Raw genomic sequence first — 13,418 nt, 5'->3', positions numbered from 1 at the left:
GTAAACAACCCTATTAACCATAAACTGTGACCAAAAGTCAGAGGTGAAAATTTCTGTGGTAAAAAATCTCGTTGTAAAAAAGCACGTAGTGGAAAGTACAACTACATGTGACCAAAATGAACCTTCAATAAAGACTAAGGGCGTTAGAGAGCAAGCTAAACGTCGGATATTAAATGCCGCTTCAACTCTATTCGCAGAAGGAGGCGTGGCTGCGCTAAGTGTTCGCGCTATTGCAGAACAAGCCAAGGTTTCAACGATTGGTATTTATAGCCACTTTAAAGGCAAGCAAGGTATTCTCGACGCGCTATATATTGAGGGTTATGGAATGGTGTATGACACCATGGGGTTTGATAAAAGTAACTTAGGGCCGAAACAGATTTTACTAAAAGGTATCGCGGGCTATTTGCAAATTGCACAAGATTACGAAGGGCATTATCGCCTTATTTTTGGTGAAAACGACAATCAATATAAACCGTCTGAAGAGGCAAAAGCGAGTGCTCATAGAGCATACAAACGCTTGGTTCAACATACGTCAATTATACTACCGGAAAATGCCGATTGGATAGAAAGGCAACAAACAGCATTGGAGCTTTGGGCCTTTGTGCATGGTTACGTTAGCCTCAAACATCACGTCACAGGTCCACTCATATCAGCTAAGCAATGGTACGACATGGCGAATGATGGCATTTCAACTCACATCGATGCACTACTGAAAAAGTATCAGAGGTAGATTGACAAAAAACATCCATAAGCAGACATAGCCTGAAGGATTGCAACCTATAGCCAGACATCCATATCTTGACTACCAAGAATAGCCATAACATCTACCCAGTCTTTATAAATACGATAGTAAATAACATCAGCGCGATGAGGAAATCGTCTATAGCCTTGCCTAAAATGGTCGACTGATTGATAAGCCTGTGGAGTTGCGGCTATCTTTTCAAAGGCGTCAAAGAAACTTTGGAAATATTCATCAGCTTGCTTTTCACCAAATTCTTTATATCCATAGACATATATTCGCCTTAAATCTTCTTTCGCTTCCTCAGTTAAACGATACTTAGTCACTATCATTGACGCTCTGTTTAAACTCCGCAAGCATTTCTTGAGGGGATTGGTACACAAAATCGCTCTGTTCTGCTCGGTCAAACTTTTGATTAATATATTCGGCGCGTCTAGCTCGTCTGACTAAATCATTGATCAGTTCACTTTTGTTGGCGTAATCGCCAGCAATATCTACTTGCCGTCTGAGCCACTCGTCATTCTTTTCAGTTAGAGTTACGCTTTGTCTAGGCATTTTTTATTGCTCCCATTTGATTGGTGCAATAATACACCAATCAATTTAGTCATTCTACTTGAACCTTAGTCCAGCTTTGTTTAATCAAAAAACTATAAATAAGAAGTCTAAGCGATACTTTTCGGGTGAGAACAGGTCTCAAGCATACATTGATGAGGAAATTAAGGCCTGCTTGCATCCAAATTCGGCTGTTAGTCTTATTCAACTAATTGAGCAAAATATGATGATGGTAAGGAGCAACTGCAAATCCACGAAGGAAACCGTACTTTCCCGACAGAATTGTGACTACGATGAATTTTCGCTAGTGCCAGCTAGCTACAAGGCTGCACTGTTATCTAGTTAGAGGCTAGTTGCCCTTGCATCTCGGCTTACTATCAAATGCATCGGTAATAAATTTAATAGCATCACCAACAGGCTCGTCATGCACTGTTAAAAAATGATCCAATTCATAAGACAGCATTGTGAACTTATGGTCTGGATTTTTGGCATCTACTCTTTCCATTATCATTTTCGACATTTCATGTGATTGCCAGACGGTATCTAATTTAGCACCTTGAAGTAAAACAGGTTGAGTTACTCTTTCAACAGGTATACTGGCTTCCTCTAGTATTTCTGTTTTCTCGATACCAGTTTCATGTATGGCTCTAGCTTTTAATGTTCCCTGTGTCAGATAGGAAAGCATTCCTCTGGCAAACCAAGGGTACTCGACAAACGGAAGAGGTTCACCATTTAAACTCCATGAAGAATTTCGAGCTAAAGTAATTTGGTTTGATTGCCATACTACACTGGAAGGGACCACCGCGACGGTAGCTTCAGCAAAGTCAGTGTATGCAGCAATTACCAAAGCAAGCTCTGCACCTTTAGACACGCCAAGAATAGCAACACAGCGCTGATTACCGTCGTTGTCTGTTGAAATATTTTTAATACGTTGAACTACCGATTCGACTGGAATGTTTTTTACATAAAGTGGTGTGCCAGGTGCTTTATGATAAGCAATAGATGCCACTGAGAAGCCATTGGAAATGATCGCTTTAGCAAGTGGACGAGATTGGAAAATACCGCCTTCGGAGCCACCTAATATAACAACCATAGGCGAGTTATTGGCATTGTTGTTTGAATCGCGAAGAATGTATTCTGCTTTACTGAGCTCAAAGTGAAGACCAGTGCCTCGTTTAACAGACCACTGAAGCATGTCTGAATAAAAGTTGGTCCGAATGTCGCCGTTAACTTTTGGTTGGCTAGCGCAAGCATACAGTAAAAATACAATTATAAGATACGTGATAATCCTTATCGAATAACTCAATTGCTAACTCCTTTTTAAGTTTAAGTCCTTTAAAGCGCGAGAAAACGTTTTAACTTTTTTCAATCAGCATTTCTGCCACTTGAAAGACACCATTATTGGTACCGCTATAATCTGCTGTAACCGTCCAAACTCCTCCAACAATCCATAATTACACTTTGTATAGCTATCAGATCCATTGAGCTATTTTCGGAGATAACGTTACCAACATTGCATACGAACTATCAGACTATATTAAGCGAAGTATCATCATACGATTAATCAAACTTAGCCTCAGATAAGTCTGTTTAAATAAAAGTAATATACAAAGCTGGTTTGTACACCTCTAGAAGTCGCTTGTCTTGAATTCCTAATTACGTGGAAACATTTGATACCCATACAGAAATCTAACGTACCATATCATCACGTTAATAAACTCATCAGCTCCATGATGAAAACGATAATGATAAAGAAGATGATGATAAAGGCAATGATAGCACAACGTCACTTCGCTCGGCGGTGCTTCTCGAAAGGTCCCGTGGCAGCGGCTTATGAACTCAAGGTGGACGCGGGAGAGGCGCGACGAGATGAAGCGCAAGTCGCTCTGGCGGCAAAATTCGATGCCCTGCACGAGTCTCTTGCCTCGCTTCCACCAGTGCCCGTGCGTGCGTACAATCCGACAAAGAGCAGCTATATAAGCAGCAGTTCACTATTACTGTTGCTGGCGCGCTCTCTAGCATCCGCCCAGTCCTTTCTTCGAAAAAAGTTCCATTTGTGGCTTTTTGGTCCACCACCGCGAGGCATGTACATTCATGGACCGGTAGGGGTAGGCAAAAGCTTTCTAATGGATCTATTTTACGCGTCTGTTACTGTTCCTGATGATGATTCTTGCTGTAATAATGACAGCCACAAACAGGCAAAAATTACCAAACGCCGTGTCCACTTTCATGAATTCATGCTAGACGTCCATCATCGAATCTTTGTCTACAAACAGAAGCACCCACGAGGTGATGCGATTCCCGTCGTTGCGCAACAATTGGCACAAGAAGCACAACTCCTCTGTTTCGATGAATTTCAAGTGACAGAAATCGCCGATGCCATGATTTTGAAACGACTGTTTTCACTATTAATATCGGATTGGAATGTCGTGATAGTGGCCACCTCGAATCGAGCCCCCGATGCCTTGTATGAGAGAGGCATTAACCGCTCCCTCTTTTTGCCATTCATCGACCTATTGAGACAGACGTCCGACATTATTTCCATGGAGGATTCCCAGAACGATTATCGACTCGAAAATCGAGCAGATGGCCAATCCTATTTTTGGTCAAACAAAGGAGTTCACGGCGATAATAATATTAATCACAACTTACAGGCTAAGTTGGAAAAAATATTTGGTGGCGCTGTATCTGGCATTGCATCCGGAACTGAGGGCGAGAGCATTCCTGTCCTCTTTGGTCGCACCGTCCAGGTCGCCCGATTGAATGACCGATGCGCCTGGTTTGACTTTTCCGATTTGTGCTACCAACCGCTTGGGGCAGCCGATTATATTTCCCTGTGCCGCCGATTTTCGGTCATCATCATGGAACGCGTCCCTCAACTGGACGCCAATCACCTCAACGAAGCGCGACGCTTCGTTACCCTCATTGACGCATGTTATGAATCTCGCACCCGCTTGGTGCTGACGGCACAAGTCCCGCTCGACGAATTGTTTGTCGATTTTGAAGCGCAAGTCGAAAGCAGTGACGGAGATGAAGAATTGATTGTCAATGATAAGGGGGGAAACTCGAGTTCCTTTGCGACGACCATGATTCGCACCAAAGAGGGAAAATATTATGAGTGGTCAGCGACGGGTCTAATTGGCGTGTCACTGGCACAATTATCGGCCGCAAATGACCTAGCCTTTTCCTTTCGACGAGCCGCGTCCCGGTTGGTAGAAATGGGTGGAAAGGAATGGGGACGGTAATGACGAGAGATATATACCGTACTTTCTAATTTGGAATGACCGAGGAACAACTGACAAGCCCTAATGTTTTTAGTCTATCTGTAGATAAAAGAAGGTTTGGTTCGACCCTTCTAATCCGATTGAATTTATCCACCCATCGACAATAGGGCTATATTGCCTCTCGAGTCTGCTCAGTAATTTCAAACTGAACAGGCCTACCAATTTTTGTTGAATCCGCTTTTAGAATAGAGAGCGGCTCGCGACGAATAGTCATTCCTAGCGCATTATCTCTCACACGCAAGGTCTGATGTTAAAATTGAAAGTTAGCACGACTACCGCAATCACATTGTTGATGCACTTAAGTAATGGCATAACGGCTCATAAACATTTGTAGCGTTTGCTCTTTGGCATGTTGGCGAACTTGATATGATGGTGCATCATCATTGCACAGCACGGTTGGCCAAAAAAGTGTCCCCTTTAGCAAACTGCCAATTTGCTCTGCGGCATAATCAACGTCGTCAATAGCGAACTTACCATCAGCTATGGCGGCCTTTAGCCAACGATGCAGAGTGGTTTCCTGCGCTCTCATGCGATCCATCTGATCTTTCATCTTGGCAGGAGAATAAAAGAAATGCCCCATTGCTAAGCGTGCGAGTGTAACAAAATCATGGTCGCACATCATGTTTGTCTCGACTTCAATTAGCAAAGCCAACTGGCTTTCAATCGATTGATTTGGCGTATATTCGACCGATGCTCGCAACATGAACTGCTCCCACATTTCATGCAACAAACTTAATACTAGCGTTTCTTTGCTATCAAAATGGTTATACACCGTTCGCTTTGACACATTTGCTGTTTCAGCTAATTGGTCCATGCTAGTTGCCTGAACGCCTTGTTCTTTAAAGGTCTTCAGTGCTGCATTGAGTATGTCTTCGCGCTTCTGCTGGCTACGCGACTTCTTTACTTCGCTCATGTACTTCCTCCGATTACGTTTAATTTTACACTGATCAGTTTACTTTACAATTTTTTTGATTATACTACACCGTATAGTTTACATTTTGGTGTTCCGTAAATTTGACACTGAATATCATTGTTATTAAAAAAGCTACTTTAAAAGAGATATCAACGTGCACAAAAACGTCTTCATTCGCACCAGTCTGCTGCTAGCAACCGCACTTTTCATTTCTGCCTGCAGCGACAGTAATTCCGAATCCACTAATGATGAAATCACGCCTGTATTGGTAAAAATGACGCCAGTACAAGCATTGAAAAATGAGCAACATTTTGAGTTTCCTGCAGAAGTTTCTGCGGTAAAAACCGTCGACATGCGTTTTGAGGTATCAGGAAGATTAATTGAAGAAAACCTTCGAGCTGGGAACGAAGTAAATAAAGGTGATGTGCTTGCTAAACTCGATCCAGAACCATTTCAAAGGAGAGTGAAGGAGCAGGAGACAAGGTTTACTCAAGCCGATCGAGAATTAAAGAGAGTTCGCCAGTTAATAGAGAAGCAACTTGTTCCCCAATCTGCTTTAGACGATGCGCAAACCGCGTTTGAACTTGCTGAGATTGCGGTCAATAACGCCAAGCAAGATCTTGCCTATACTCAAATTTCAGCGCCATTTAAAGGGCAAATTGCACAACGTATCGTAGACAACAATAGTTACGTACAAGCGGGTGAAGTGATTGCGAGCATACAAGACCGCTCACAGGTGTACTTTAATATTCACGTTCCCGAGCGTTTATTCACGTTGTATGCGAGCCGTGACGGAGCAAAAGTGGAAGGCTCGATTTTAGCCCGACCAACTGACTGGGTAGATCTTTCCTATGTTGAGCATAGTGCTCAGCCAGATCCAGTGACTCAAACTTATAAAGTGGTCTTTAGCAAGTCAGCCGACCCTAGCAACCTAATCACGCCAGGTGCGCGAGCAAAAGTAAAAGTCCACTTAGATCAAGAAGGCAGCACTGATCAACTTATCATTCCCTACACTGCCTTACTGGCTGAACAAGATGACTTTTTCGTGTGGCGCTATAATCAAGAAACAAAGCAAGTCAACAAAGTAGCGGTCTCTGTTGTGAGTGTACGTGGCGACTACGCCGGCATTGAAGGTGAACTATCCGAGGGAGAAAAGGTTGTGTCCGCTGGTGTCAGTAAAATGCGTGAAGGCTTGCGCGTCGCAGAATACGTGGCGGAGTAAGCTTCATGGATATCGCAAAGTACGCTTTACGCTTCCCTGTTAATATCTGGCTGATTGTCGTTATTTGCTTGCTCGGTGGGCTTATTGCATTAAGCAATATTGGGCGACTAGAAGACCCCAGTTTCACTATCAAGCAAGTAAAAGTGATTACCTCTTTTCCAGGTGCAAGCGCAAAACAAGTCGAAGATGAAGTTACCGAATTACTCGAAACGACTATCCAACAAATGCCGCAACTATATCGCTTGAGTTCAGTATCCAGTCCGGGTACGTCAGATATCACAGTAGAGGTGCAGCCAAACTTTGATGGTGGTGAACTGCCACAAATATGGGATGAATTGCGCAAACGCCTGCGAGACGTTCAGGGCCAATTGCCACCAGGAGCACAAGACCCGGTTGTTTTTGATGACTTTGGTGAGGTGTTTGGACTTTATTACGCATTGACTGCCCCTGACTTTAGCGCCACTGAATTGCGGCACTTTGCTAAACAAATTCGCCGCGAGCTGTTGATGATTGACGGTGTTGCAAAAGTGCAAGTGAGTGGTGTGCGAGAAGAGCAAATTACCGTTTATATCGATACAAACCGCTTAGCGAGCTTGGGCTTGAGCTTTCCACAAATATCTCAATTGTTAACGGAAAACATCCGACCGTTTAACGGCGGTAGAGTACAATTAAATGGCAAAAAATTACGAGTGCTTGTGGATCAACCCTCCAGCCAGATCGAGGCTATTGAAAACCTGAGTCTTGTATTGGCAGGGACATCGCAGTCAATCAAGGTAAAAGATATCGCGACCTTAGCAGTTGAGCCAGCCGATATTCAAACAAACTATCTGCGTCACCAAGGTAATGAGGCAATCACCTTGGCTGTCTCTGCGCAAGACGGCGTTAATATCGTTGATGTCGGCCAACGAGTCAGACAGAAAATTGAGCTTATCCTCAGTAAGTTGCCGACAGGTATCGAGCTAGATGCGATTTATGATCAAGCAAAAATTGTTGATGAGTCGGTCGATGGATTCATTTTGAACTTAGTCATGTCAGTGGTTGTTGTGGTCCTAACTCTCTGGCTATTTATGGGTTGGCGTTCAGCACTCGTCGTAGGCACTACGCTAGTGGTCACGGTAATGGGAACCGTACTGATCATGTGGCTAATGGATTTAAGATTGCAGCGTATATCACTAGGCGCAATGGTCATTGCAATGGGTATGTTAGTTGACAATGCGATAGTGGTAGCCGAAGGCATGATGATGCAAATGAAGCAAGGCGCAAAACCACAACCTGCAGCAAGCTTTATTGTTAAAAGAACACAATGGCCTTTGCTTGGTGCAACCGTCATTGGCATAGCGGCATTTTCAGGTATTGGATTGTCGGATGACGCCACCGGCGAATTCTTATATTCACTTTTCGCCGTAGTGTTGATATCACTTATGCTCAGTTGGGTAATGGCAATTACCTTGGTACCGACGCTTGGCAAATTGGTTTTCAAAACAACACCTACGTCAGATCAGAACCAAAATGGCTCTCGTTTTCAAGACGGTTTCATATCAATATTGAGAGGCTTTTTACGTCATCGTTGGCTAACGCTTTTCGGATTGTTATGCATCACTCTCGTTGCATTTATGAGTTTTGGCTTTGTGAAACAAGGCTTTTTTCCGCCATCCAATGCACCTTTGTTTTATATCCACTATTGGGGACAACAAAACGAAGATATTCGCAGCACTGAAAGCATCATGAAAAAAGTGGAACAGGAAGTGCTTTCTGAGCAAGGAGTGAAATCAATCACTAGTTTTATTGGCCGTGGTGCAGATAGATTTACCCTCACCTATGCGCCAGAGCCTGCCAATGAGAGCTACGCCATGATGCTGGTTCGGGCCAACGATAAAGATGAGATTGATACTATCATTGCTGATATGAAAGCTGCCCTTCCACAAGTGAGTCCTGACGCCAGTTTTTATTTTCAGCGCGTACAATTTGGCCCGGGCAGTGGCGCAAAAATCGGCATACGTTTCTCAGGCAATAACGGAGATGTACTCCGAGAACTCGCCAACAATGCAGTTGAAATCCTAGAAGCTGATGGTCAAATTCAAGAGGTTCGTCATAACTGGCGTGAGTTGGGTTTGAGTTTGAATACCCAATTTGATGACATTAACGCAGGTATTGCGGGCGTGAGTCGCGCTGATTTTCGTGACACCATCGAATACGCAACCACAGGTTTACAGCTTGGTAAGCTATACGATGAAGATTACGCTTACCCTATTCGTGCTAAAATGGCGAATGCTCAGCAGGACCCATTAGATGCGATTCGTAACAGCCAAGTTTGGAGCTCTCAACAAAGCCGATATGTCCCATTTCGACAAGTATCTAAAGGCATTGAGTTAGAATCCGAAGAAGTACAAATCCATCGTCGCGACCGTGTCCCAACCATCACTATTTGGGCTGAGCCAGGCAGTGATGAGACCGCTGCAGACGCCTTAGCAAGAATATGGCAGCCCATTCAAGACATGCAATTACCCGATGGTTATAAGCTAGAGTGGGGCGGCGAGTATGAAAGTTCGGCAGACGCCCAGCAAGCGCTAGGTAAAGGCTTACCGGCAGGATTTTTAGTCATGTTCATCATATCGGTACTGCTATTTGGCAGAGCCAGACAGCCCCTCATTATCTGGGCCATTGTACCTATGGCAACTGTCGGTGTTGTTTCAGGTTTATTGTTAACTGACATGCCATTTGGCTTTATGTCGCTGCTCGGCTTTTTAAGTTTATTTGGCATGTTAATCAAGAATGCCATCGTTTTACTGGAAGAAATTGACTTACAAATCGAAGAAGATAAGCCCATTAAAGATGCCATTCTTGAGGCCTCAGCAAGTCGATTGCGACCTGTTACATTGGCGGCCATTACGACCATATTAGGCATGGCTCCTCTGTTGTCTGATGCATTCTTCGCAGACATGTCTGTGACTATCATGGGTGGTTTGGCTTTTGCTACAGTATTAACGCTCATTGCTGTTCCTGTGATGTATAGTTTGCTGTATCGAGTATCATTCAGAAAATAGCTCCGATGTTACGATCTTATTTCGACTTCAAAAAATAGTATTTGGGAGTGAATATTTAGGTTAGGAGCGCTACTGAATCGCGACGTGAGCATATCGACCGACCGCTTTCTGCAACTAGCAGACCACCGCCTGCGCGGTGGTGACGGGCAAGAAACAGCCTGAGCTACACTATTCCACTATTGCGTTTGAAATGTCATGACTGAGCTTTTTCGATAGGGCTCTCATTTTCTTCACTGCTCCTGCATACCCATCCTTTTCGAGTGTGTCGGTGTAATGAAAGCGAAAAATGCGAGTGGGCGTTTGCTCGTTGCGTTTACTGACCCGAAATGATCCGCTAAGCAATACTTCACCGTTTCGATCGGGATAGAAATGCTCGATAGTGACTTTCACCTTCGTACATTTCCTGCAGAAATCTAGCCATTCAGTCTCCGCCATTGATGCATTCAAATCGTTGAGCAGAGCTCGCTGCATAGCTTCGCCTAAACCATCTGCCCAACTATGGTAGTTAGCCTTAATCAACTGATTATCACCCTCTTTCATGACCAACTGACTCGTTTTTAGATAGTCTGGCAAACTCACAATATCAAGCATGACACTCGTTTTTGCTTCCTTACTGAGCTGTGCAACTGGATTTGCATCAAACAAATAATAGGTAGTATCTGGCGCTTGCACTGTGGTACCGCAGGCGCTCAATCCTATAGTAATGCTCATCAATAATAATAGTTTATAAAGCGTAAAGTTAAGCATTATTCCTTATCCTTTTTCGGCGCCACCGGTTCTTCATCGGGTTTTGCTGCTTGACCAAAGACGAGAGAATTGGGTTGGTTGGTCACCTCTTTTACAAGTGGTTTCAGTTCGTCGAGGGTGGCTTCTACCTTTAACATGACTTGTTCAACCGAGCGGTAAACCTGCGAATCGGGTTGCAAACCGCTTAATGTAGACTGTAATTCTTGCATCGTTTGTTCAAGCGCATCGAGAGTCTGATTGCTACGCTTTAAAGATAAACGCGTGGTAACCATCGTTTCATCTGTACTATCAATCAGTTCATTTAAATTGGCTATGGTTTCATTAAGAGGGAGTTGTTCTAATTCGCCCATAATATTGTCTAATTTTTTGCTTAGACTTGCGAACCCGCCTGAAGCTGCAGGAATGACCGAATACTCTCCGAAACGAGTGACTTCAGTGATTTGCTCACCGCCCGGCTGCAAAGTTACCTTTAGGCTTCCTGTAAGTAAATTCGCATTTTCGATAGTTGCGGTTAAACCTTCCCGGATCCAATCATCGACCATACCCTGAAAGATATCATTCGAAATATACTCATTTTTCATTAAGCGTTCCGGCTCTAAGTTAACCACCACCGGAATACGTTCTTCTTTACCCACGCCAGCAATATCGATAATTTCCCAATATTCCATATAGGGTTCAGCGACAGTTCCAATACGAATGCCACGATATTCCACAGGCGCACCTTTGTGTAAACCACCGACACTATCTTCGACTAAAATGACGTATTGAATATATTGATATTCTCGTTGTTCATCGATACTTTCTTGCGAATCATAGACAACAAATTCGTGGTTCTGCGGAACACCCACGCCGGGTTGAGCACCATCAACTAAGCCAAACTCAACGCCTCCAGACACTAAGGCATCGAGAGACGCCATATTGACGCTAATACCTTGCGTTGATGTTTTGACTGATAGACCACTGACGTTCCAGAAAGAAGTATTTTCAGTCACCAAATTATGAAATGGTGCCTGAATGAATATGTCGTAGTGGGCCTCTTGTTCTAGGTCGTCGTATTGGGCTGATTCTACCGCACCCACTTCAAAACCTTTATGCATAACAGGATTACCCACTTTCAACGGCTTGTTACCCCGAGAAATCAATCTCACATGAATACCATCTGCGTTTAAGGAAGTAACAGGTGGGTTCTCAAGACCCGTAAAGGCAAACTGCTCAATATTCGAGTTACCCGGGCTGACTTCGATGTAAGCCCCCGACAGCAGCGTACCTATACCAGTGATGCCTGTGGCACCTATTCTAGGTCTTACAACCCAAAACTCGCTATCTTCAACCAGAAAAGAACTCATGTCTTTTTCTACTTCTATATCGACAAGTATCGTACTTTTATCATTGCTGAAGCTGATCTTATCAACTAAGCCAATGTCTACATTACGGTTTTTTAGGACAGTCTTTTTTGCTTCTAGCCCTTCTGCAGTATCAAATTCAACTTGGATCATTATTCCACGATTACGCCAGTCGTTATAAACCATACCGATACCAATGAGTAAGGCGATAATGGGTAAAATCCAAATTTTTGAAAACCTAGACTTGTGCACAACTAAAGGCTCTTGCGCTTGTATTGGCGCTTGGCTGCTTGGCGTTTCAGCTTCGTTGCTTGTCATTATTCTTCCGTTTTATCCCATAAAAGTCGTGTATCAAACTGATGTGCACTGATCATCGTCAGTATCACCACGCTAGCAAATGACGTTGCTGCTGCGCCCACATGAATCGACATTAAACCACCGAGTTGAATCAAGGCAACTAAGATCGCGACCACGAAGACATCAACCATCGACCACTTTCCAATAAACTCAGTCACTCGATACATTTTAGTTAATTCTAGCTGTTGAATTGGTTTATTGCGCATGGCGCTAAAACAAAGCCAAGCAATTGCTGCCATCTTCCCGATAGGCACAATAACACTTGCAATAAAAATCACCGCGGCAATAAAGTATGACTCACTTTCTAAAAATAGAATAATGCCGCCAATGATAGTGCTTTTTGTTTCATCGCCCAGTAGGTCAGTTACCATAATAGGATACATATTCGCCGGGATATATAGAATTGCTGCGGTAATCAATAAGCTCAGAGAAATCTGCACACTGTTCTTAACTCTGGGTGATAAAAACGTGCCACAACGCTTACAATGTTGAGTGCCTATGGGTGCTAACTGCTGACACACCAAACAATTCAACAAACCCTGGGCTGCTGCGGAATCTTTTTGGTAGGGACTTGAATGGCTACTTGGCATCTTCTATCCAACGCCAAAGACGGTGATTATCGACAATGAATACAATATGAGTAAATAAAGGAGCAAACAGTACATAGGCCCAAAACGCCGCTTCCAAAGTGATGTCAGCCATTGAAATGACTTTTATGAGCGCGACTAAGACGCCAATCAAAAAAACCTCTGCCATTGACCAAGGTAAAATATAGGCTATCACTTTTCCAAGCCAAACGATGGGCACTAGGCGCAAGGCGAAGCGAGAAGATAAAATGATATAACTCACGGACAACAGGTACAATATTGGCAACAACAAAATAAAAACAAATACCAAGACCGAAATCAGCCAATATCCCTGAGAGTATAATTCTGTTGATGTTTGTAATAGACCGATGGTGCGTTGCTGCCCACTAGTGGCAAAAGAAATGAAGGCGAAACTACAGGCAATCAGCATCAAAATTAACGCTGTTATACACAAAGCTAACACGTAGTGGCGGGCATTGTTATGCCCCACCGCAATAACATGATGACATCGAGGACAGACGACATTGCTACGATGCGAGATTTGCTCAGGCATCGTAATCAACAAATCACATTCTAAGCATGCATGTTGATGTTCATCTATCATGTTCGTGCACACTCCCTGTTATTGTA

The 13,418-nt window shown here is 43.6% G+C and carries 12 protein-coding genes; 4 read left to right on the top strand and 8 right to left on the bottom strand.

Features of this window, described 5'->3' with window-relative positions; all coding sequences use genetic code 11:
• Positions 1-88: 88 nt before the first annotated feature.
• Positions 89-730 (top strand): TetR/AcrR family transcriptional regulator, encoded by a 642-nt coding sequence (locus tag RM544_RS08095; protein WP_311361257.1) that lies wholly within the window; start codon positions 89-91, stop codon positions 728-730.
• A gap of 47 nt (positions 731-777) precedes the next feature.
• Here RM544_RS08095 and RM544_RS08090 read toward each other — a convergent pair whose 3' ends face one another.
• The 3 genes from RM544_RS08090 to RM544_RS08080 all read right to left on the bottom strand — a co-directional run bounded on the left by RM544_RS08090 (position 778) and on the right by RM544_RS08080 (position 2,597).
• On the bottom strand, positions 778-1,071 hold the full coding sequence (locus RM544_RS08090; RefSeq protein WP_311361256.1) for a type II toxin-antitoxin system RelE/ParE family toxin: 294 nt from the start codon (positions 1,069-1,071) through the stop codon (positions 778-780).
• Positions 1,058-1,294: a ribbon-helix-helix domain-containing protein gene (locus tag RM544_RS08085; protein ID WP_311361255.1), complete on the bottom strand. Its 237-nt coding sequence runs from the start codon at positions 1,292-1,294 to the stop codon at positions 1,058-1,060. The genes RM544_RS08090 and RM544_RS08085 overlap by 14 nt, the downstream gene beginning before the upstream one ends.
• A gap of 346 nt (positions 1,295-1,640) precedes the next feature.
• A complete protein-coding gene (locus RM544_RS08080) occupies positions 1,641-2,597 on the bottom strand; it encodes an acyl-CoA thioester hydrolase/BAAT C-terminal domain-containing protein (protein ID WP_311361254.1) in 957 nt (318 codons plus the stop codon).
• Positions 2,598-3,036: 439 nt separating this feature from the next.
• Between RM544_RS08080 and zapE the strand changes: the two genes are divergently transcribed.
• Positions 3,037-4,536: a cell division protein ZapE gene (gene zapE / locus RM544_RS08075; RefSeq protein WP_311361253.1), complete on the top strand. Its 1,500-nt coding sequence runs from the start codon at positions 3,037-3,039 to the stop codon at positions 4,534-4,536.
• Positions 4,537-4,873: 337 nt separating this feature from the next.
• Here the strand turns inward: zapE and RM544_RS08070 are convergent, their stop codons facing one another.
• Positions 4,874-5,488, bottom strand: coding sequence for a TetR/AcrR family transcriptional regulator (locus RM544_RS08070; RefSeq protein ID WP_311361252.1), 615 nt, complete (start codon positions 5,486-5,488; stop codon positions 4,874-4,876).
• A 154-nt stretch (positions 5,489-5,642) separates the two neighbouring features.
• Between RM544_RS08070 and RM544_RS08065 the strand changes: the two genes are divergently transcribed.
• Together RM544_RS08065 and RM544_RS08060 are read left to right on the top strand one after the other, a co-directional pair.
• On the top strand, positions 5,643-6,710 hold the full coding sequence (locus RM544_RS08065; RefSeq protein ID WP_311361251.1) for an efflux RND transporter periplasmic adaptor subunit: 1,068 nt from the start codon (positions 5,643-5,645) through the stop codon (positions 6,708-6,710).
• A gap of 5 nt (positions 6,711-6,715) precedes the next feature.
• Entirely contained in the window at positions 6,716-9,754 is a 3,039-nt protein-coding gene (locus RM544_RS08060; RefSeq protein ID WP_311361250.1) for an efflux RND transporter permease subunit, read from the top strand.
• A 168-nt stretch (positions 9,755-9,922) separates the two neighbouring features.
• On the opposite strand, the gene RM544_RS08055 is transcribed toward RM544_RS08060, so the two are convergent.
• Genes RM544_RS08055 through RM544_RS08040 form a run of 4 tightly spaced genes read right to left on the bottom strand, consistent with a single transcriptional unit; the run spans position 9,923 to position 13,392 of the window.
• Positions 9,923-10,501 carry a PqiC family protein gene (locus tag RM544_RS08055; protein ID WP_311361249.1) on the bottom strand — a complete coding sequence of 193 codons (579 nt, stop codon included), beginning with the start codon at positions 10,499-10,501 and terminating at the stop codon, positions 9,923-9,925.
• A complete protein-coding gene (gene pqiB / locus RM544_RS08050) occupies positions 10,501-12,162 on the bottom strand; it encodes an intermembrane transport protein PqiB (protein WP_311361248.1) in 1,662 nt (553 codons plus the stop codon). Before pqiB ends, RM544_RS08055 begins: the two co-directional genes overlap by 1 nt.
• Entirely contained in the window at positions 12,162-12,791 is a 630-nt protein-coding gene (locus RM544_RS08045; protein ID WP_311361247.1) for a paraquat-inducible protein A, read from the bottom strand. The genes pqiB and RM544_RS08045 overlap by 1 nt, the downstream gene beginning before the upstream one ends.
• Complete coding sequence (locus tag RM544_RS08040) at positions 12,781-13,392, bottom strand: paraquat-inducible protein A (protein WP_311361246.1); 612 nt, start codon at positions 13,390-13,392, stop codon at positions 12,781-12,783. Before RM544_RS08040 ends, RM544_RS08045 begins: the two co-directional genes overlap by 11 nt.
• Between the last annotated feature and the right edge of the window lie 26 nt (positions 13,393-13,418).

Origin of the sequence: Brumicola blandensis, assembly GCF_031846165.1 — a bacterium.
GTDB classification, from domain to species: domain Bacteria; phylum Pseudomonadota; class Gammaproteobacteria; order Enterobacterales; family Alteromonadaceae; genus Glaciecola; species Glaciecola blandensis.
The sequence above is the reverse complement of the archived record's forward strand: the minus strand, read 5'-3'. Positions and strand labels throughout refer to the sequence as shown.